Origin of the sequence: uncultured Pelagibacterium sp., from assembly GCF_963972885.1 — a bacterium.
Taxonomy (GTDB): domain Bacteria; phylum Pseudomonadota; class Alphaproteobacteria; order Rhizobiales; family Devosiaceae; genus Pelagibacterium; species Pelagibacterium nitratireducens.
The window spans coordinates 1-19150 of sequence record NZ_CAXAXY010000006.1 but is presented as its reverse complement, the minus strand read 5'-3'; the positions used below and the strand labels follow the sequence as shown (position 1 = coordinate 19150).

The 19150-nt window shown below is 63.5% G+C and carries 19 protein-coding genes and 1 riboswitch; of the genes, 6 read left to right on the top strand and 13 right to left on the bottom strand.

Features of this window, described 5'->3' with window-relative positions; translation table 11 throughout:
* Nucleotides 1-129 precede the first annotated feature (129 nt).
* Entirely contained in the window at nt 130-660 is a 531-nt protein-coding gene (gene cobU, locus AACZ55_RS02145; RefSeq protein ID WP_338608015.1) for a bifunctional adenosylcobinamide kinase/adenosylcobinamide-phosphate guanylyltransferase, read from the top strand.
* Here cobU and cbiB read toward each other — a convergent pair.
* From cbiB to cobA, 4 genes are all read right to left on the bottom strand, one after another.
* Nucleotides 657-1613 carry an adenosylcobinamide-phosphate synthase CbiB gene (gene cbiB / locus AACZ55_RS02140; protein WP_339642549.1) on the bottom strand — a complete coding sequence of 319 codons (957 nt, stop codon included), beginning with the start codon at nt 1611-1613 and terminating at the stop codon, nt 657-659. The genes cobU and cbiB overlap by 4 nt on opposite strands.
* Nucleotides 1610-3076 carry a cobyric acid synthase gene (locus tag AACZ55_RS02135; protein WP_339642546.1) on the bottom strand — a complete coding sequence of 489 codons (1467 nt, stop codon included), beginning with the start codon at nt 3074-3076 and terminating at the stop codon, nt 1610-1612. Before AACZ55_RS02135 ends, cbiB begins: the two co-directional genes overlap by 4 nt.
* Nucleotides 3073-4476 (bottom strand): cobyrinate a,c-diamide synthase, encoded by a 1404-nt coding sequence (locus tag AACZ55_RS02130; RefSeq protein ID WP_339642543.1) that lies wholly within the window; start codon nt 4474-4476, stop codon nt 3073-3075. The genes AACZ55_RS02135 and AACZ55_RS02130 overlap by 4 nt, the downstream gene beginning before the upstream one ends.
* Before the next feature lie 276 nt (nt 4477-4752).
* A complete protein-coding gene (cobA, locus tag AACZ55_RS02125) occupies nt 4753-5610 on the bottom strand; it encodes a uroporphyrinogen-III C-methyltransferase (RefSeq protein WP_339642540.1) in 858 nt (285 codons plus the stop codon).
* 33 nt (nt 5611-5643) lie between these two features.
* Here cobA and AACZ55_RS02120 point away from each other — a divergent pair, with 33 nt between their 5' ends.
* Entirely contained in the window at nt 5644-6408 is a 765-nt protein-coding gene (locus tag AACZ55_RS02120) for a cobalt-precorrin-6A reductase (RefSeq protein WP_339642537.1), read from the top strand.
* Here AACZ55_RS02120 and AACZ55_RS02115 read toward each other — a convergent pair.
* Nucleotides 6383-7372: a cobalamin biosynthesis protein gene (locus AACZ55_RS02115; RefSeq protein ID WP_339642534.1), complete on the bottom strand. Its 990-nt coding sequence runs from the start codon at nt 7370-7372 to the stop codon at nt 6383-6385. The genes AACZ55_RS02120 and AACZ55_RS02115 overlap by 26 nt on opposite strands.
* A gap of 386 nt (nt 7373-7758) precedes the next feature.
* Nucleotides 7759-8778, bottom strand: a complete 1020-nt coding sequence (locus AACZ55_RS02110; protein WP_338608022.1) for a LacI family DNA-binding transcriptional regulator — start codon at nt 8776-8778, stop codon at nt 7759-7761.
* Between the two features lie 120 nt (nt 8779-8898).
* Between AACZ55_RS02110 and AACZ55_RS02105 the strand changes: the two genes are divergently transcribed.
* Nucleotides 8899-9390, top strand: coding sequence for a hypothetical protein (locus tag AACZ55_RS02105; protein ID WP_339642530.1), 492 nt, complete (start codon nt 8899-8901; stop codon nt 9388-9390).
* Nucleotides 9391-9549: 159 nt separating this feature from the next.
* On the opposite strand, the gene cobO is transcribed toward AACZ55_RS02105, so the two are convergent.
* Genes cobO through AACZ55_RS02075 form a run of 6 tightly spaced genes read right to left on the bottom strand, consistent with a single transcriptional unit; the run spans nt 9550 to nt 16302 of the window.
* Nucleotides 9550-10194 (bottom strand): cob(I)yrinic acid a,c-diamide adenosyltransferase, encoded by a 645-nt coding sequence (cobO, locus tag AACZ55_RS02100; RefSeq protein WP_339642527.1) that lies wholly within the window; start codon nt 10192-10194, stop codon nt 9550-9552.
* Complete coding sequence (cobN, locus tag AACZ55_RS02095) at nt 10191-13910, bottom strand: cobaltochelatase subunit CobN (RefSeq protein WP_339642524.1); 3720 nt, start codon at nt 13908-13910, stop codon at nt 10191-10193. Before cobN ends, cobO begins: the two co-directional genes overlap by 4 nt.
* The gene (locus AACZ55_RS02090; protein ID WP_339642521.1) at nt 13910-14356 is read right to left on the bottom strand and encodes a hypothetical protein; all 447 of its coding nucleotides are present in this window, start codon (nt 14354-14356) and stop codon (nt 13910-13912) included. The genes cobN and AACZ55_RS02090 overlap by 1 nt, the downstream gene beginning before the upstream one ends.
* Before the next feature lie 4 nt (nt 14357-14360).
* Nucleotides 14361-15413: a cobalamin biosynthesis protein CobW gene (gene cobW / locus AACZ55_RS02085; protein WP_339642518.1), complete on the bottom strand. Its 1053-nt coding sequence runs from the start codon at nt 15411-15413 to the stop codon at nt 14361-14363.
* Nucleotides 15410-16099: a CbtA family protein gene (locus AACZ55_RS02080; protein ID WP_339642516.1), complete on the bottom strand. Its 690-nt coding sequence runs from the start codon at nt 16097-16099 to the stop codon at nt 15410-15412. The genes cobW and AACZ55_RS02080 overlap by 4 nt, the downstream gene beginning before the upstream one ends.
* A 23-nt stretch (nt 16100-16122) precedes the next feature.
* The gene (locus tag AACZ55_RS02075) at nt 16123-16302 is read right to left on the bottom strand and encodes a CbtB-domain containing protein (protein WP_338608029.1); all 180 of its coding nucleotides are present in this window, start codon (nt 16300-16302) and stop codon (nt 16123-16125) included.
* Between the two features lie 45 nt (nt 16303-16347).
* Nucleotides 16348-16570: riboswitch (cobalamin riboswitch) on the bottom strand.
* Between the two features lie 89 nt (nt 16571-16659).
* On the opposite strand from AACZ55_RS02075, the gene AACZ55_RS02070 reads away from it, so the two are divergent.
* Nucleotides 16660-17637, top strand: coding sequence for an aldo/keto reductase (locus tag AACZ55_RS02070; RefSeq protein WP_339642512.1), 978 nt, complete (start codon nt 16660-16662; stop codon nt 17635-17637).
* Between the two features lie 15 nt (nt 17638-17652).
* Here AACZ55_RS02070 and AACZ55_RS02065 read toward each other — a convergent pair whose 3' ends face one another.
* Complete coding sequence (locus AACZ55_RS02065) at nt 17653-18318, bottom strand: alpha/beta hydrolase (protein ID WP_339642509.1); 666 nt, start codon at nt 18316-18318, stop codon at nt 17653-17655.
* Between the two features lie 80 nt (nt 18319-18398).
* On the opposite strand from AACZ55_RS02065, the gene AACZ55_RS02060 reads away from it, so the two are divergent.
* Nucleotides 18399-18815 (top strand): helix-turn-helix domain-containing protein, encoded by a 417-nt coding sequence (locus tag AACZ55_RS02060; RefSeq protein WP_339642506.1) that lies wholly within the window; start codon nt 18399-18401, stop codon nt 18813-18815.
* Nucleotides 18816-18926: 111 nt separating this feature from the next.
* Nucleotides 18927-19150: DMT family protein (locus AACZ55_RS02055; RefSeq protein WP_339642503.1), on the top strand; the 224-nt coding region annotated here is incomplete at its 3' end.

The following is a 19150-nucleotide window of genomic DNA, read 5'->3' as shown; positions in this document are numbered from 1 at the left end:
GCTTGCGCATAGGACGAAAGTATTATGAGGTCAAATCGTAAATCGGCCCGATGAAGCGATCAGGCTGGTTGAAGAGCTGAACGGGCGCAGCCATTTTTTGCCCGGACACAGACTGCGGAGGGCATAAATTTGGCTGATCACATCCTGGTTCTGGGCGGAACGCGTTCGGGCAAGACGGCGCTGGCCGAACGGATCGCCCTGCGATCGAGCACCTCGCCCGCCTATCTGGCCACCGCCGAGGCGCTGGACGATGAAATGATCGAGCGGGTCTCGGCGCACCAGCGTGCCCGCGAGGGACGGTTTGCCACCATCGAGGAGCCGCTGGAATTGCCGCAGGCGCTGTTTGCGGCGGCGCAGGCCCATGACGTGATTCTGGTCGATTGCCTGACCTTGTGGATCACCAACCTCTTGAGCATGGAGCGCGATGTGGCCGAGGAGGTCGATCTGTTGGTCGAAGTGCTTGAAAACATTACCGACACTCAGGTGATCCTGGTCTCCAATGAAGTGGGACTGGGGATCGTGCCCGACAATGCGCTGGCGCGGACCTTTCGGGATCTGACCGGGGCGGCGCATCAGGAACTGGCGGGGATTTGCGAGCACGTCTATTTCGTCGTCGCCGGGCTGCCCATGGTGGTCAAGGGCAAGGCGCCCAAGCTTTAGAAGACCATCGAAAATAGCGCCCAGACGGCAAGGATGCCGAGCGCGATGAGCATGGCCCTGTCGTAAAGGCTTATGGCGGTTGCGATATCCTCGGCGGTGAGGTTTCGCTTGCCCTTACCCATTTTCGGCAGATCGAGCGTCTCGCCCTTGTAGGCGCGCGCGCCGCCGAGACCGAAGCCCAGGGCCCCGGCCATGGCGGCTTCGGGCCAGCCGGCATTGGGGGAGGCGTGATTGGGTGCGTCGCGGCGGGCGGCTTCCCAGGCGGCTTTGGGCTCGGCTTGTGGCATGGTGCGGGCGGCGAGGGCGAAGAGGCCGGCCGTGAGGCGCGCCGGGATAAAATTGACCAGATCGTCGAGCTTTGCTGACCCCCAGCCAAAGGCTGCGTGGCGCTCGGAGCGATGGCCGATCATGGAATCGGCGGTGTTGATTGCCTTGTAGATCGCGGCGCCGGGCAGGCCGAACAGGGCGAGAAACAATAGCGGCGCGATGACGCCGTCGGAGGTGTTTTCGGCCAGGGTCTCGATGGCAGCGCGGGAGATTTCGGCCTCGTCGAGCTCGGCTGTGTCGCGGCCCACGATGTGGGCGACTTCGCGGCGGGCACCTTCGATGCCCTGTTCGCGCAGGGCGCGGGCGACGGCGAGGACGGCGTCGCGCAGGCCTTTCTGGGCGATCAGGGTTGAGGCGAGGAGGATTTCTATGAGCCAGCCGAAGGGCAGAAAACGCAGGACCTGCTGGAGGCCGAGGGTGACGATGAGAACGGCGAGAACCACGATGGCGATGGCGAGAACGCCGGCTATCTTGCGGGAACCAGAGGATTTTTCGGGGTCGTTCTGGCGGCTGTCCAGAGCGTCGATCAGCCTGCCGATCCAGATTACGGGATGGCCGATCCTATCGGTGAGCCAGGCGGGATAGCCCACGAACCGCTCGAGGATTGCGGCGAGAAAGGCGATCAAGGCTGCGGCTCCCGGGCGAGGGCGAGAACGGCATCGAGGTCGAGATGGGTTTCGAGATGGGCGGCGAGATCGTCCAGGGTTCGATCGATCGTCGCGTCGAAATCGAGCAGCGGATCGGTGGAAATGCCAAGGTTTGCAAGGAATTGGCGGCGGAAGGCGTCGGCGGCGAAAAGGCCATGCAGATAGGTGCCCATGATCTTTCCATCGGCGGAGCGGGCGCCTTCGGGTGCGCCGTCGACATGGGCGAAGGGGCGGGATGTGTCGGGGCCGATAGTTGTGCCCATGTGCATGTGGTAGCCGGTGAGCGGTAACTGGGAGATGGCGTCGGTGGCGGTTTCGAGGCGGAGTTGCTTTGTGCCTTCGAGGCGGGTGGTGGCGGCGAGGTGGCCAAGTCCTTGGGATTGACCGGCTTTCCCCTCGATGCCGTCAGGGTCGGCCACCCAATCTCCGAGCATCTGGTAGCCGCCGCAGATGCCAAGGACGTGGCCGCCGGCGCGGATGTGGGCGGCGATGTCGATGTCCCAGCCCTGGAGGCGGAGGAAATCGAGATCGGCACGAGTGGCTTTCGAGCCGGGGAGAATGACGAGTTTTGCTTCGCGCGGGATGGGCTGTCCGGGCTGAACGATGACGAGGCGGACGCCGGGTTCGGCGCGCAGGGGATCGAGGTCGTCGAAATTGGCGATGCGGGCCAGACGCGGCACGGCAATGACGGTTTCGGCTGAATTTTGTTCAATATTTTCAAGGGCTAAGACGTCTTCTGCTGGAAGACGGCTGGCGGGTGCAAAATGGGGGACGACGCCGAGACAGGGGCGGGCTGTACGGGTTTGTACGAAGGTCCGGCCAGCATCGAACAGCGATGGATCGCCGTGGAACTTGTTGACCAGCGTTGCCGCGATCAGATCGGCATCTTGGGGCGCGATGACGGCGAAGGTGCCGACCAGCGCGGCGATGACGCCGCCGCGATGAATATCACCGACAAGGATCACCGGAATTTTTGTTTCCTGCGCGAAACCGAAATTGGCGATATCGCCATCGCGGAGGTTGATTTCCGATGCACTGCCGGCGCCCTCGACGATGATGAGATCGTTTTGAGCTGCAAGGAGTTTAAACGCATCGATGACGGCGGGCATAAATTGGCTGCGGGACGCGAAATAGTCGCGGGCCGACATGGAGGCGACGCGCTGTCCCCTTATAACCACTTGAGAACCCGTGTCTTTTTCCGGCTTGAGCAGGACGGGGTTCATCAGGGTGGTGGGTTGTTTGCGGGCGGCTTTGGCCTGGAGGGCCTGGGCGCGGCCGATCTCGCCGCCATCTGATGTGACGGCGGCATTGTTGGACATGTTCTGGGGCTTGAAGGGCGAAACCGAAAGGCCGCGATTGGCAAAGGCGCGGCAAAGTCCGGCCACTATCAAGGACTTACCGACATCAGACCCGGTGCCCATGACCATGATGGCGCGGGTCATTGTGCGGCGCCTTCGATGATATGGGCGTAGGAGCCCATGACATTTTCAAGGACGCAACCCATGGGATCGAGGGCGGTTCCCAGGGCGTCAACCGCGCCAAACAATGGCGCTAAAAGGTATGGAGTTGAGCGTTCGGTGACCCCAGATTGCTCAACATTGGGGAAATATTGTTGGGAATAATGAAATTCGTGCGCGCACAGTTTTTCCGGCCACGGCAATGGCGAGGCATGGGTGAGGCGGCGATAGCCGAGGACGCGCCTGGGGCGGTCGATGGCGGTTGAGACCGGCAAAAGACCGGCCATGGGGTAAGTGGCCCCCGATTTGTCGGTCAGGGTTTGCCCCAGGACCATATAGCCACCGCATTCGCCATAGATCAGCGCGCCACGGTCGCGGGCGTTGATAAGGCCCGATTTGAAACTCGACGCATTGGCGAGGGTGGCGCCATGCAGTTCAGGGTAGCCGCCGGGGAGGAAAACCGCGTCGGCATCTGCATCGGGCGCTTCGTTTGCCAGGGGCGAAAAAAAGTTCAGCGATGCGCTGGCATTGTGCCAGCTTTCGAGCAGGTGGGGATAGATAAAGGCAAAGGCCGCGTCGTGGGCGATGGCGATGCGCTGGCCCAGCGGCGCAAGGCTGGCGATTTGCGCGGCGGGCGCGACGGGTGCGGCGATGGCGCCAAGCAGGCGGAAATTGAGATGGGTGGTCATGATCGACCCGGCGCGGGCCAGATGGTCCTCGATGCCTTCGATATCGCCGGGGAGGACCAGACCGAGATGGCGTTCGGGGAGCGCGAGGTCGGCGCGGCGGGGGATGGCGCCAAGGCAGGGGATGGCTGTTTTGGCCAGCGCATCGCGCAGCATGGTTTCGTGACGGTCGGACGCGACCTTGTTGAGGATGATGCCGGCGATCGTCACGTCGTTTCGCCATGAGGCAAAGCCGTGGACCAATGCTGCGACGGACTGGGCCTGACGGTCGCAATCGACAACGAGGATGACCGGCAGGTCGAGCGTTGCGGCGAGATCGGCCGTGGAGCCTTTGCCATCGATGGCGGAATCGAACAGGCCCATGACGCCTTCGATGAGCAAAATGTCGTGGCGCTCGGCGTGTTGGGCGGCGCGCGCCGTAAGGGTTTTGGCGTCCATGGCCCATGGGTCGAGATTGATGGCGGCCGTGCTTTTTTGTGTCGCGGCTGCGAACGGCGAACCGGTTTCCACTTCGCCTGCATCCGCTTGAGCCGCCCTGGAGAGAAAGGCGGGATCGATATAGTCCGGGCCGGTCTTGGCCGGGGCGACGCGATAGCCCGCATTTGTGAGCGCGCGGGCGATGCCGAGCGTTACGGCGGTCTTGCCCGAGCCCGAGCGGGGGGCGGCAATGATGAAGCCGCGGGGGGACGGGTCAGTCACGAGGCGCCTCCTGGAGCGTCAAACGCTGCCGGTGCGCAGGTCTGCAGCCTCGCTGCCCCGGTCCCGGCTTTCGCCGGGATAAATTTCAGCCGGGTGCCAGCGGCATTGGCCCAAGCTCTGATATTGGCCGAGGCGTACATGGGCCCCGGCTTTCGCCGGGGCAGCGATGGGGGGTGGGAGGGCTTGGGGGAAGCCACGAGCGCAGGGGAGTGCGAGGGTTGGGAGGTGAGACCGGGGACCGTGGGAGCAGGAGACGCGTTGGTGGCGTGGAGCGCTTCAGCCAATGGTGTTCTCCCGCAGGCTTCCGGCGTACCAGTCGAAGGTTTCGCGATAGCGTGAGACAGGGCCGAGGACGATGACGGCCGGGGTGGGGACACTGGCGTCGGCCAGCTCCCCGGCCCGGCCCAAGCTCGTTTCGAGAACGGTTTGATCGGGCAAGGCGGCGTTGGAGACGATGGCGAGGCGATCGGCGGGGTCGCGGCCGGCGGCGATCAGCTTTTCGGCAATCGAGGGGAGATGCTTGACGGCCATATACATGACGATGACCGGGGAGGCGGTGGCGATGGAGGCCCAATCCACGCCCTGGGGGATGCCGCCCTTTTCGTCGTGGCCGGTCAAAAAAACCACAGTGTGGTTGGTGTCGCGATGGGTGACGGGGATGCCGGCATAGGCCAGCCCGCCAATGCCGGCGGTAATGCCGGGCACGATGCGGAAGGCGATGTTCTCGCGGGCAAGGGTCTGGACCTCCTCGCCGCCGCGCCCGAACATCATGGGGTCGCCCCCCTTCAAACGCAGCACGCGTTTTCCCGCTTTGGCGTGTTCGACCAGTTTTAGGGTGATATCGGCCTGTTTGGGCGAGGGCTTGCCGCCGCGTTTGCCCGCATAGATCTTTTCGGCCTTCGGGTTGGCCATATCGAGCAGGCCCGGGCCGACAAGGGCGTCATAGACGATGACATCGGCCTGGCCCAGGGCGTGATAGCCCAAGAGAGTGATGAGGCCGGGCGCGCCGGGGCCTGCGCCGACCAGCCAGACCGAGCCGGGCGCAAAGACCGGAAAGCGCGCGGAATCGAGGGCGGCAAAATGGCCCTTTTCCACCGGTTTGCGCCTGAGCCAGCCGAACACGCGAATCCCCATTTCCTTTTTCGTAGCGCTGTATAAATCTATGCCATGGATATGGGCAATCGCGACACCATTGGCAGGCGCATATTGATCGTTGGCGGCACGACCGAGGCGCGCGAACTGGCAGGCCTTTTGGTCGATGCCGGCTACGAGGTCATCACCTCGCTGGCCGGGCGAACCGACACGCCGCGGTTTCCGGCCGGAATCGTGCGCATCGGGGGATTTGGCGGCAAGGAGGGGTTGGCTCGATATATCGGGGAGAACTGTATCGATCTGCTGGTCGACGCCACCCACCCCTTTGCGGCGCAGATTTCGGCCAATTGCGTTGCCGCGGCGGCGGACGCCGATGTGCCGCTGATTCGGCTCGAGCGCCCGGCCTGGAAAAAGCCCGAGGGCGCGACCTGGATCGAGGTGGGCACGGCCCAGGACGCCGCCGACGCCCTGCCCCGCGGCGCGCGGGTTCTGCTGACCGTGGGCCGGCAGGAGCTGGGACCGTTTCTGGCCTATACAGGATGCCATTACACAGCGCGGATGATCGAGGTGCCGGCGGGGCTTCCCGACGATTGGCGCGTGATTGCGGCGCGCGGGCCGTTTACCCTCGAAGATGAGCTGCACCTGATGCAGGAACGCGGCATCACCCATCTGGTGACCAAGAATTCGGGCGGGACGCAGGTGGCCGGCAAACTGGAGGCGGCGGTGCAGCTTTCCATCCCGATCATCGTGATAAAGCGCCCCCGGTTGCCCAAGGCGAATGCCGTGGATTCGGTTGTCTGGGCGCACCAGAGCGTTACGCGGATTTTCCGAACCGGCTGACGTCTAGGGGCGTATCGGCCCGGCCCAGCGCGCAGGTGACATTGCCCGCAATCTGCTTGGGCACGATGAGCGTGCCTGCCTTTATCGCCACCGCTTCGCACACGCCCGAAAGACCGATTGCCGCCTCGACACTGGCGGAAGGGGTGACCAGGCGTTTTTTCTCACGGTCGATCTCGCGGCGGGTGAAGGTGCGCAGGGGCACGCCGAAATGGGCGGCCGCTTCGATGAGCGCGGGGGTTTTGCCATGAGTGTGGATGGTGGCCAGCGCGGCGAGGGCTTTCGGGGCGATGCCGGCGGTTTCCAGGGCAGCTTCGAGAAGGGTTATGACCTCACGCGTTTGGGCCTTGCTGGTGCAGCCAATGCCGCCGACCACGGTTTTGGGATGGACGAGCAGGCCGGGGCCGGGCGCGGGGCTTTCGGTGAGGCGCAAAAGCTGGCTGCCATGGCGCGAGACGGGATAGCCCGCCAGCTCCAGCCAGCCCGACAGGCCCTCGACGCGCAGCTTTTCGCCCTTCAAAAGCGCTGCCATGAGCGGGCGCACGGCATCTGGATTGGCCACCACATAGCCCGGCGGCGGGTCATCGAGGGAAAAATCGTAAAGCGTATCGGAGGTGGCGGTGACAGCGGCAAAGCCGCGAAAGCCATCAGCGATCCAGCGGGCCAGCGCGTTGGCGCCGCGATGGCTGCCAAGCAGGGGGACGGCAACCTTGCCATCGGCGGAAACCGCGACCACGGGCGGCTCGGACATCTTGTCGCCCAGCGTGCCATCGAGCAGCCGGATCAAGGCGCCGGTGGCGCATACGCCCACAATGGGGGCGCCCTGGCGATAGGCATCGGCGACCAGCGGTGCCGCATCGATCCGCCCCGGACCGCACAGATGCACCGGCGCACCCAGAAGCTGGGCCACGTGGCGGGCGATTTCATCGCCGCGAGGCGAGGTGGAAAATACGAGCGGGGTCTTCAACGCCAAAATTTAAGTTGAGTGAGGCAGTTCGGTTTTTTCGCCTAGCATGGTTGGGGGGAATGGGCAATGTGTTGGGGGCGGGAAGAGAGGTTGGGGGTACTGGATCCCGGGTCTTCGCCCGGGATGACGGTGGTGGGGGGAGGGGTTGGGGGCAATAGGCAAGGTTGGGCGGGTGGTGAACGATGAAGCTGGTTCGCACGGGCTCGTCTCGCCTCCACGGTCATCCCGGACTTGTTCCGGGATCCAGTACACCCAGCGGTGTTGCAGTTGCAGGGGGTATGAAACGAGATGAAGACTGCTGGCTCTGCCGGGTACTGGGTCCCGGGTCTTGGCCCGGGATGACGGTGGTTGGGGGGAGGGGTTGGGGGACAGCCTCGGCCTGGTGGTCAGGTGATGCGGGTAACCGACTCGCGGGGGACGAGGTGGACGGGCAATTCGATGATGGGAAGATCGGACTTAGTGCGGGCCTCGATGATGTCGAGGACCAGGTTCATGGCGTGGCGGCCCATTTCCTCCTTGGGCTGGTGCACTGTGGACAGGCCCGGAACGTATGTATCGGCCAGCACGATATCGTCGAACCCCATGACCGAGAGATCGCCGGGCACCGAGATGCCGTAGCGGTGAAGCTGGGATATGAATCCCATGGCCGCCTCGTCATTGGCGCAGAAAACGGCGGTGGGGCGGTCCTTGAGCGAAAGGAAGCTCTGGGCGGCGGCGCGCCCGCCGATGGCCGAAAAGCCGCCTTCGAAAAACCATGTGTCATTGATGGCGACACCGGCTTCGGTCAGCGCCCGGCGCAACCCGTTGGCGCGGGCGCGGCGCACAGGGGTGCGGTGGGGGCCATAGGCGTGGCCGATGCGGGTGTGGCCCATTTCAATGAGGTGCCGGCCGGCGATATAGCCGGCCCGTTCATTGTCGATGAGGATATGGGGCACGCGCATATAGCCGCGCTCCTCGCTCATGGCGACGATGGGCGGGGTGCCCGAATAGAGCTGTTGCAGCAGCGAAAGATCGTGATCGGCGATTTCGTGGCCCGAGAGGATGATGACGCCATCGACCTTGGCGTTGCGCAAATTGGACAGGATCAGATCCTGGGTGCCGCCGGGGCTGGGATTGGCAATGATCGTGGAATAGGACGAGGCTTCGGCCCGGCGCTGAACGCCGCGGAAGATTTCCGAATAGTAGATATTGCCGATATCGTTGGCGACGACCAGCACGGTGTTGGCGCGCTGCTTTTTGAAATTGCGCGCGGTTTCCGATTGCACATAGTGAAGCGCGTCAACGGCCTCCTGCACCTTGCGGCGGGTCTTTTCGGTAACGGTTTCGGGCGCGTTGATGGCCCGTGACACAGTTGCCGTCGACACGCCGGCCTGGCGCGCCACGTCTCCAATGGATGGTCTTTTCACTTGCCCCTGCCCCAAGCGCCGGTTTTGTGGCCATTGTTTACGCCAATTGTGGCCCGAGCGGAACCATGGCAGCCCAGAGATGGCTTGCGAAAGCCACAATCGGTGGGCAATCATCGCCAAATGTTGCGCTCACTTGTCCTCGCCATTGCCTTTTTTTCCAGCGTTTCCGGCAGCTTGCCGGCGGCGGACTGGACACGCTATGTCAATCCGCGATTCGGGGCGGCTGTCGATGTTCCGGCAGATTTCGCCGCCGATGGTCCGGCCCAGGTGGCCGGCGAAGGCAAACGGTTTCGCGCATCGAACGGGCGCGCGGTGATTACCGTATGGGGCGGTCCGAGCCAGGGCGCCGATTTTCTGACCGAAATGGGTCGCCGGATCGGGGCGGAAGAGGACGAGGGCTGGGCGATCACCTATCGCTCGGAAACCCCCGATTGGGCCGCGTGGGGCGGAACGCGCGGCGGGCACGTCTTTTATGCCAAGACCATCCTTGTCTGTAACGGGCGGCAGACCGCCAATGTGCGGCTCGACTATCCGGCGATGGACGTTCCGGGGTTCGACGCGGTGGTCAACCGGCTGGGGCAGAGCCTGGCCCAGGACGGGGCCTGCTTTTAGGACCAATCGACATTCAGCCCATGGTGGCCTGCAAATGGCGGTTTTCTGCGCTTCCGGTGCTCGCGTACATAAGTACGCTCCGCTCCAGTTCTCGAAAACCATCATTTTCGGCTCACCCTGAGCTGAATCTCGACTGGTCCTGGGGCCATTTAACCCAATTTAGAATTCAATTCCCGCCTGGGCCTTGATGCCCTGTTCGCGGAAGGGGTGTTTGATCTGGGTCATTTCGGTGACCAGATCGGCGATTTCGACAAGCTCGTCCTTGGCGTTGCGGCCGGTGACGATGACGTGCTTGTCGACGGGGCGGGATTTGAGGGTTTCGATCACTTCATCGAGCGGCAGGTAATCGTAGCGCAGGCAGATGTTGAGCTCGTCAAGCAGGACCATCTGATAGTCGGGGTCGGCGATCAGTTCCTTTGCCCGGTCCCAGGCCTTTCGGGCGGCGGCCAGATCGCGCTGGCGGTCCTGGGTTTCCCAGGTAAAGCCATCGCCCATGGCGTTGATCGAGACCTGATCGGGGAAATGCTCGAGGATGTCGCGCTCGCCGGTGTGCCATTTGCCTTTCACGAACTGGACGATGCCGACATTGAAGCCGTGGGCGATGCCGCGGAAGACCATGCCGAAAGCGGCTGTGGATTTGCCCTTGCCCTTGCCGGTGTGGACGATGAGCAGGCCCTTTTCATTGGCGTTGGCCTCGACCAGCTTGTCGCGGGCCGCCTTTTTCTTTTTCATCTTTTCGGCATGATAGGCGTCGCGCTCCGCCTCGGACATGAGGTCGGTCTTTTTGGGCTGGCGTTCGGTCATGTCTCGTCCTCGAGATAAGCGTAGGCGGAATTGGAGCGGGGGGTCCAGAAGCCGCGGGTGCGGGCTTCGGAAAACTTTTCGATCAGCTCGTCATAGCCGAAGCGGTTGGCGGCGATGAGGAAATCGCGGGTGGCGTCGTCCTCGATGAAGGCGGCAAAAGCCATGTCGAAATGGTGGGATTTGACCGCGCCCGTGGTGGCGGCAAAGCCGAACATGAAATCGACCGTCGCGATGATTTCAAAGGCGCCGCGATAGGAATGGCGCTTCATGGCATCGATCCATTTGGGATTGACGACCCGGGCGCGCATCACCCGGGCGATTTCTTCCTCGAGCGTGCGCACTTTCGGCGTTTCGGGTCGGGAGGTGTCGAGATGGTAGGCGGCGGGCTTGTGGCCGGAAAGGGTTTCGACGGCGGCGGAAAGGCCGCCTTCGAACTGATAATACTGGTCGGAATCGAGCAGATCGTGCTCGGCATTGTCCTGAACGTGGACGACGGCATCAGCCGATTTCAGGCGCGCGGCGAACAGCGTTTTTTCGGGCACGCCTTCGGTTCGGGCGCCATAGGCATATTGGCCGGTGGCGAGGACGGCTTCGGCAAGGTCGGATTTTTCGGCCCATTTGCCGGTCTCGACCAGCTTGCCAAGGCCGGTGCCATAGCCGCCCGGCGCGGCGCCGAAAATGCGGTGGCCGGCGCGCAAACCCGCTTCGTCCTGTGTGGTGCCACGTTCCATCATGGCCAGAGCATCGGTGCGCATGCGGGCGGCGATGGGGTTATCCTCGATGGGCTCGTCGAGCGCTCCGATGGCGCGGATTGCGCGGTCGAAGAGAGCAATCTGGGCGGGGAAGGCATCGCGGAACAGGCCGGAGATGCGCAGGGTGACATCGACACGGGGGCGGCCGAGTTTGGCGAGCGGGATGATCTCGTATCCCGAAACGGTGAGCGAGGCGCCCTGCCAGACCGGTTTGGCGCCGATGAGCGCTAGCGCCTGGGCGATGTCGTCGCCGCCGGTGCGCATGTTTGCGGTGCCCCAGACACTCATGGCGAGCGAGGTGAGCCAGAGGCCGTGATCCTGATAGTGGCGTTTGAGGAGATTTTCGGCGGCCTTGCTGCCCAGAGCCCATGCAGTCTGGGTGGGGATGGCGCGGTTATCGACCGAATAGAAATTGCGGCCAGTGGGGAGGGTATCGACCCGGCCTCTTGTGGGGGCACCCGAAGGGCCGGGGGCAACGAATTTTCCCGCAAGGCCATCGAGGAGCGATTTGATCTCGTTGGGGCCGGACGCGGCCAAGCGCGGGCGGATGGTGGTTTGGATGGTGTCGAGGACGGCGGCCGTGGCGGTCCAAGCCGGATCGGGGGCGCGGCCGGTGACGAGATCGGCGGCGAGGGCTTCGAGGCGATCGATGGTATCGCCGTTGGAGCGCCAGACACCGGGCGTATCGAGCGCCTCGGGTTTTGGGCCGGTCCAGGGGGCGGAAAGATCGAGCGAGAGGGGATCGATGCCGAGTTTGAGATCGTCGGCCAGGGCGCGGATCAATGAAGCATCGCCCCCCTGCCCTTGCCCGCGCGGGACGCGGGCGAAGGCGACGAGCAGATCGCGCTCGAATGTGCCGGTGGGCGATTGACCGAAGATGTGCAGGCCGTCGCGGATCTGGGCCTCTTTGAGTTCACACAGGAAATTGTCGATCTGATTGAGGGCTTCGGTTTCATCCTCGGGCAGGCGCAGATCGAGATCGAGCCGCGCATCGCGGGTGAAATCGAGGATCTTGCGTTTGAGGCTTTCAAGCCGGCGCTGGTCCATGCCGAGCGCGGCGTAGTATTCATCGAGCAGGGCTTCGAGGTCTTTCAGGGGCCCATAGGTTTCGGCGCGGGTGAGAGGCGGGACCAGATGGTCGATGATGGTGGCGCCGGTGCGGCGCTTGGCCTGGGTGCCCTCGCCCGGATCGTTGACGATGAAGGGATAGAAATGGGGGAGCTGGCCCCAGAGGACCGAGGGGTAGGATTCTGAATCGAGGGCATTGGCCTTGCCGGGCAGCCATTCGAGATTGCCGTGCTTGCCATTGTGGATCAGCGCGTCGATGCCAAAGGCGTGGCGCAGCCAGAGATAGGAGGCGATATAGGCGTGAGGCGGCACGAGATTGGGGTCGTGGAAACTGATCTCCTCAGCCACATCGTAGGCGCGGGCGGGCTGGAGAAGGATGGCGATGTTGCCGAAGATTTTTATCGGCAGATGAAAGGCGTCGCCGCGCACGAAGGGATCGGCTTCCGGGGCGCCCCAGCGTTGGGGGACGTCCTCGCGTATGCAGGGGTGGAGGGTTTCGAGCCAGGCCTTGTAGGTTTTAACCGGCAGGATGGCGTCGGAGATGCCGTTGTGCGGGCGGGCATTGGTGGGGCCGGTCTGGAGGTGCTCGATAAGGGCGGTGCCCGACGGCAGAACGGGCTCAATATCATAGCCCGTTTCAGCGAGGGTTTTGAGAATCTCGACGCTCGATTGGGGGGCGTCATAGCCGACGCCGTTGGCGAGGCGGCCATCCTTTAGCGGGTAGTTGGCGAGGACGAGGGCGATCTTGCGCTCGGCGGGCGATTTGGCGCGCAGGCGGGCGTAGTTTTGTGCGAGGTCGGTGGCGCGGGCGATGCCGTCGGGTTCGGGGGTGAAGGCGGTGAGCGGGCATTGGGTGCGCTCGTGCCAGACCGCTTCGGCCTTGTGGCCGACGATCAGCGCGCCGACGCGGCCATCGATTTCGGGCAGGACCACCTGCATGGCGAGGTCCTTGGAGGTCAAACCGCGCGGATCGGCTTCCCACATGATGGGCGGGCGCGAGCCCTGGACGAGCTGGATGACCGGCGCGTCGGTCAGTGCGAAGGGGTTTTTCTCGGGCGTGAGATCGTTGATGCCCAGGGCGAAGCCGGTGAGGTTGAGAATCGCGGCGGGCTCGATGTCACCCAGTGCCTGGCGCACGAACGCAGCGCATTCGGGTGCTTTGAGCGAGGAGATGACGATGGGGACCGGCGCAAGGCCCTGACGTTCCAGCCCGCTTGTCAGTGCTTCGAGGGTCGCTGTGCCCGATCCTTCGAGCACGGCGCGGTAAAACAGGATGGGCACATGGGCCGGCTTTTTATGCGGTGTGTCGATTGGTTCGGGACAGACACCGCGCGCCGGCGCGCTGACGATGCCGCGTTGGCGATCCCAGAAGCCGAAGGCGGGGAAGGGATCGGGGGCATGGGCGATGGGATTGCCCGCAGCGAGGGCGCGAAAGGCCGATAGGATCGCGTCCGCATTGTCGGGACCGCCGGTCAGAAACAGTTTGTGGAGAGCATACCAATCGGCGTCAGCAATGGTCGAGCGGGCCAATAGGATCGGGTCGGGGGTGGCGTCGCCGGGCAGGAAGGCCAGAGGAATCGATTTTTGCCGCGCCAGCATTTCGATTTCATCGCAGCCATAGGGCCAATAGGCCGAACCGCCGATCAGGCGGATGACAATCAGTTTGGAATGAGCAAGGGTATCCTGGCACCAGAGGTCGACCGAGAAATTGTGGGTCAGCCGCATGAGATTGGCCAGCCGCAAGCCGTCCTCGCCGGCCCTATCGGCGGCGGCGGCCAGCATGGCCAGTTCGCTATCGGCTGAGGAGGCAAAGGCAAAATCGCCCGGGGTTTGGGCAAGATCGATGGCCTCGCCCTCCTGCTGGAGGGCGCCGGCCTGGGCGGCAAGCAGATGCATCAGTGGTCGCTCCAGGGCAGCGCAGTGGCGGCAAGGGCGACCGCTCCACCGACACCACCCAGAAACGAAAACGCACTGAAGGGCGCGAAGCTGTGGCCGAAAAGAAGCAGCACTGGCCAAATCAACACCGCACCGGAAATGCCACCGATTATGAGGGCGGCGATCGTACGCGCGAGTGGGTGGCTCAAGCGGCATCCAACGCTGAACCACACGTATGCCGAAACCAGCGCCGGCAAGAAGCCGACAAACCAGCCGAAGAACAGAAAATATCCTAGATCCGACCAGAAACTGGTTGTGAAATCGCTCGAGAGCCATATGCGCTCGGCGAGCATCACGCTGGCAAAGACGGTAAGCGATCCGACAATTGGGCCTAAAAAGCCGATCGCCGCCGATCTCCGTGAGGCGCGACGGGTCGATGGGCTTTTCAAGTCCGGCAAGATCAGCATGACGCTACGCCGCCTCGGCCATCTTTTTCATGCTCGCTTCAATCGCATCGCGGGCCAGGGGGCTTTCGCCGATGACCACGAGGCGGGTTTCGCGGGTTTCGCCCTCTTGCCAGTCGCGGTCGAAATAGGCGTTGACGCGGGGGCCGACGGCCTGGATGGCGAGGCGGGCGCGGGCGCCGGGGATGGCGGCGAAGCCTTTGAGGCGCAGAACGTCATGGGTGGCGATGGTATCGGCGATGGCGGCAAGGAGCTGATCGCGGCCGGGGCCGGACGGGATGGTGAGCGAGAACGAATCGAAATCGTCGTGCTCATGGCCTTCACCGTCATGCTCAAGCTCGTGATGGCTTTCGCGGCCTGCCAGATTGTCCTCTGTGGACGTGCCAAGACCGAGAAGCGCGATTGTATCGACGTGGCCGTTGGCGGCGCGCACGATCTGGGTGCCCTTGCGCATGTGTTTTTTGAGTTCTGACTCCACCGCTTCCAGGGCGGCGGGATCGACCAAATCGGTCTTGTTGAGAACGATCATGTCGGCGGCGACCATCTGGTCTTCGAAGAGTTCGCCGAGCGGGGTTTCGTGATCGAGCATTTCGTCGAGCCGGCGCTGGGCGTCGACGGCCTCTTCATTGGCGGCGAAGCGGCCTTCGGCGAGGGCGGCGGCATCGGCGACGGTGACGACGCCATCGATGGTGACCTCGGCCTTGATCTCGGGCCAGTTGAAGGCGCGGATCAGGGGCTGGGGGAGCGCCAGGCCGGAGGTTTCGATGACGATGTGATCGGGGCGGTCGGGGCGCGCGAGGATCTGTTTCATCGTGGGGATGAAATCATCGGCAACGGTGCAGCAGATGCAGCCATTGGCAAGCTCGATCATATCCTCCTCGCGGCAGGTTTCATCACCGCACCCGGCCAGGACGTCCTTGTCGACACCGATATCGCCGAACTCGTTGATGATGAGCGCTATGCGCTTGCCTTTGGCGTGGGCGAGAAGATGGCGGACCAGCGTTGTCTTGCCGGCGCCGAGAAAGCCCGTGATGACGGTTGTGGGGATTTTCGAGGTCATGAGACCCTCCGTGAAAAGCGTGACGTGAGAACACCATAGCTGACACCGAGCACCACCCAGAAGACGAGCCCGTTGGCGAGAACGGCGGACGCAAAGGACGCAGCGAGGCCGGCGGGAACGCCGGTCTCCTCGAGCGGGGGCCGGGGCGCGCCGACGACGTGCGGCAGAACGATGAGGATCGCGGCCAAAGCGAGGGCCCACCATGTGCGCCATTTGGCAATCGCCAGCAGGCCGAGCGCCGTGGAGACGGCGGCAAAGACCCACCAGATCTGCCGCGCGCCGGTTTCGGCGACCGGCATGCCGGGCAGGCCCGGCGGCAGGCCAAGGGCGGGCGCGAGGGAAAAGGCGATGAACCCGCCGACCCCCCAAGCCAGCCCCGTCTGTGGGGTTACGGGCAGGTTGAAGATGAGCGAAATCGCCGTGATGACGAAGGCAAAGCCGGCGGCCATGAGCAGATTGGCGGCCACGGTGAAAGCGGTGCGCTCGAACCCGTCGGCGGGCATCCATTCGCCTTCGTCGTGGGAATGGGGCGCGACGGTTTGTTCGCCGTGATCGTGGGGGGCTTCGCCCTCATAGCTTTCGGCGGCGACGATCAGGGGGATCAGCCGGAAATGCTGGATGATGGATGTGGCCAAGCCGGCACACAACGCGGCGATGAGCGCCGCGAAGAACAGATTTCTAAACATGTGATTGAATCCCCGATCCTGCCTTAATGGCAGGGAAAGCCCATGGAATGGCGGGTATCGTGGGCCCCGTTATGGGCACGATAATCGCCGGCAAAGCCCGTGCCCGCGACGAACACCGCGCCGAGGACGAGAAACAGGGCTCCAAGGAGCAGTCTTTGGGAAACAGATAGCGGACCAGCCGCCGAAACAGTTGCAGTCGTCATGGCAACACCCTCCGTGTGCGAACGCGATATGCCGGCCCCCTCATGGGGCCGGGCCGGTGTGCTGGCAGGTCTCCTGGCTGATCGCTTTATCGGTTCCCGGATGCCTTCCCGGCCTTTGGGCCAGTGGATAATTCCGAAATCCATCGCGACTTACAGTTGCGGGGGCAGCCACGGCATTGGCCCCTTTTGGGTCGTCCGCACCGTGTTCCCTTTTGCTTCCCGTTTCGACTCTTGCAACGAAAGGGGAACCAACACGGTTCTAGATGTGCCACGCGCAATGACCTCTCGTCAATTGCATCGGATGGCATGCTCGCTTATCACCAAAGAGAACCGGACAACCCGAGAGGCAGGACAAAGATGAAAACGCGGCGATTGGGCAAAACCGACTTTCTGGTTTCCGAAATCGGATTGGGCACCTGGCAACTGGGCGGCGATTTCGGCCCGATCGAGGATATGGACGCCTCAACCATCCTGGCCAATGCGGCGCGGCTGGGGGTCAATTTCTGGGATACGGCGGACGTTTACGGCAACGGGCTGTCCGAGCACCGGATCGGCACGTTCTATGGCAAGCCCGACGGGCTGGTGGTGGCCACCAAGGTGGGCCGGACGGCGGCGCTCTATCCCGACAAATACACAAAGGGCGGGGTGCGCGAGAGTCTCGAAGAGTCGGCGCGGCGGCTGTGTGTGGAGAGCATCGATCTCGCCCAGCTCCATTGCGTGCCGCGCGAAGTCCTCGAAGCGGGCGAAATCTTTGGCTGGATGGACGAGATCAAGGCCGAGGGGCTGATCAAGAACTGGGGCGCAAGCGTGGAAACGATCGCCGAAGCGGAAATCTGTCTCGAGCACGAAGGGCTGGCGACGCTGCAGATCATTTTCAACATCTTCCGTCAGGACGCGACCGAAAGCCTGCTCGATAAAGCCATGGAGCGCGACGTGGGGGTGATCGTGCGCCTGCCGCTGGCCTCGGGGCTGCTGTCGGGCAAATATACGCGCGACACCGAATTTTCCCCTACCGACCACCGCAGCTACAATCGGGACGGGCAGGCGTTTTCAGTGGGCGAGACGTTTGGCGGCATTCCGTTCGAGGTCGGGGTGGAGCTGGCCGACGAATTGCGCGGCTATGTGCCCGAGGGCCAGCGGATGAGCCTTTTCGCGCTGCGCTGGATTTTGGACCACAAGGCGGTCTCCACGATCATCGCGGGGGTTTCGCGGCCCGACCAGATCGGGGTCAATGCCGAGGCGGGCGATCTGCCCGAACTTCCGCAGTCCGTGCATGAAAAGCTCAAGGCGTTCTATGCGGAAAAAGTGCGGCCGGCGATAAGGGGCGAGGTCTGAGCCAGGGCGGGCACGTCAGGCCCTTTCCAGCAGGTCTGCCAGTTCATCGGGCATGAGCAGCGGGACGTCGTGACCGCAGGGCAATTCGTGGACGCTCCAGGCGGGATCGTTGCGGAGCGGGGCGGCTACAGAGCCAAAACCGTCCCAGCCGGTGGCGAGGATGAAACTCTTGCGGGCGATCTTGAGATAGGCGCCGGTGAGTTCGAGGCGTTCGATGAAGGTGCCGGTGGGCTGTGGCGTGGCCAGCGCGGCTACCCGGTCGGTTTCGGCCTTTGTGGCGTATTCGCCATCGCCGATTTCGGGCACCGGCACGACGGGGCCGGTCAGCTTTTCGCCCATGATGTCTTCGAAGGACTGGCCATCTTCAGGGATGAAAGCGTCGAGATAGACGATCGCGGCGATGCGCTCGAGCGCACGCTCGGCCACGCCCGTTGCGACGAACCCGCCATAGGAATGGGCAACCAGAACCACATCGGTCAGCTCGTGCCAGATCATCTCGTTGACGATGTCGTCGATATGGGTGCTCAGGGTGATGGGCAGCAGGGCCAGGTGCGAGCGTTCGCCCAGCCCGCTCAGTGTCGGCACGTAAACGTCATGGCCCGCCGCGCGCAGCCGCTTTGCCACACGGTCCCAATCCCATGCGCCTGTCCAGGCACCGTGCACTACCACAAAAATCGTCATCGCCTCCTCCTTACGATTGCAAAATGCAATCACTTGTTTTTTGCAATCATTGGACCTAGAGTCAACCCATGGACTCATCAGTGTTTCGTTCCGGCTGTCCGATCAATCTCGGTCTTGAAGTGTTCGGGGACAAATGGACCCTTTTGATCATCCGCGACATGATGTTTGCGGGCAAACGGCATTTCCGCGAGTTCCTGGGCTCGGACGAGGGCATCTCCACCAACATTCTGGCGGACCGGCTGGCCATGCTGACGCGCATCGGCATTATCACCCGGGCGGACGATCCCCGTCACCGGCTCAAGGCCATCTATTCGCTGACGGAAAAAGGCATTGAATTGCTGCCGGTGATCGCACAGATCAGCCGCTGGAGCCGCAGCCATATGCCGGTCGATCCTGCGCTTGCGGCAACGGGCGAGGCACGCGATCGCGCCGGGCCGGGGGCCGTGGAGGCACAGATGGACGCGTTGCGGGCGGTGCATCTGAACACCGGCGGCTGACGGGGCCAGCTAAGGGCGGTGTTGGTTACAAAAGATTGGACTTGATTTTGGCGCGGGAAGCGCGCTTTCGATTTCGGTCCGCCAATCGTGGCGGCGTCCGAGACCTCAGCCATGACCGCACTTGCCGCAGCGCCCTCGCTCCTATCCCTTGCCGCCCCGATCGTTTTGTTGATTGCCTCGAACGTCTTCATGATTTTCGCCTGGTACGGGCATCTGAAATTTCCCGGCGCGGCGCTGTGGGTCGTGGTGCTGGTGAGCTGGGGGATTGCGTTTTTCGAGTACTGGCTGGCAGTGCCCGCCAACCGGATCGGGTATGGCACCTATTCCGCGGCCGA

Excerpts from the sequence above, each read along its gene's own strand:
- cobA (WP_339642540.1), bottom strand. The coding sequence starts at position 5,610 with ATGGGGATTCGCGTGTTCGGCTGGCTCAGGCGCAAACCGGTGGAAAAG.
- cobN (WP_339642524.1), bottom strand. The coding sequence starts at position 13,910 with ATGCATCTGCTTGCCGCCCAGGCCGGCGCCCTCCAGCAGGAGGGCGAG.
- AACZ55_RS02080 (WP_339642516.1), bottom strand. The coding sequence starts at position 16,099 with ATGTTTAGAAATCTGTTCTTCGCGGCGCTCATCGCCGCGTTGTGTGCC.
- cobO (WP_339642527.1), bottom strand. The coding sequence starts at position 10,194 with ATGACCGAACGCCAGCCCAAAAAGACCGACCTCATGTCCGAGGCGGAG.
- AACZ55_RS02065 (WP_339642509.1), bottom strand. The coding sequence starts at position 18,318 with ATGACGATTTTTGTGGTAGTGCACGGTGCCTGGACAGGCGCATGGGAT.
- AACZ55_RS02135 (WP_339642546.1), bottom strand. The coding sequence starts at position 3,076 with ATGACCCGCGCCATCATGGTCATGGGCACCGGGTCTGATGTCGGTAAG.
- AACZ55_RS02120 (WP_339642537.1), top strand. The coding sequence starts at position 5,644 with ATGGATATGGGCAATCGCGACACCATTGGCAGGCGCATATTGATCGTT.
- AACZ55_RS02070 (WP_339642512.1), top strand. The coding sequence starts at position 16,660 with ATGAAAACGCGGCGATTGGGCAAAACCGACTTTCTGGTTTCCGAAATC.
- AACZ55_RS02075 (WP_338608029.1), bottom strand. The coding sequence starts at position 16,302 with ATGACGACTGCAACTGTTTCGGCGGCTGGTCCGCTATCTGTTTCCCAA.
- AACZ55_RS02090 (WP_339642521.1), bottom strand. The coding sequence starts at position 14,356 with ATGCTGATCTTGCCGGACTTGAAAAGCCCATCGACCCGTCGCGCCTCA.
- AACZ55_RS02105 (WP_339642530.1), top strand. The coding sequence starts at position 8,899 with ATGTTGCGCTCACTTGTCCTCGCCATTGCCTTTTTTTCCAGCGTTTCC.
- cobW (WP_339642518.1), bottom strand. The coding sequence starts at position 15,413 with ATGACCTCGAAAATCCCCACAACCGTCATCACGGGCTTTCTCGGCGCC.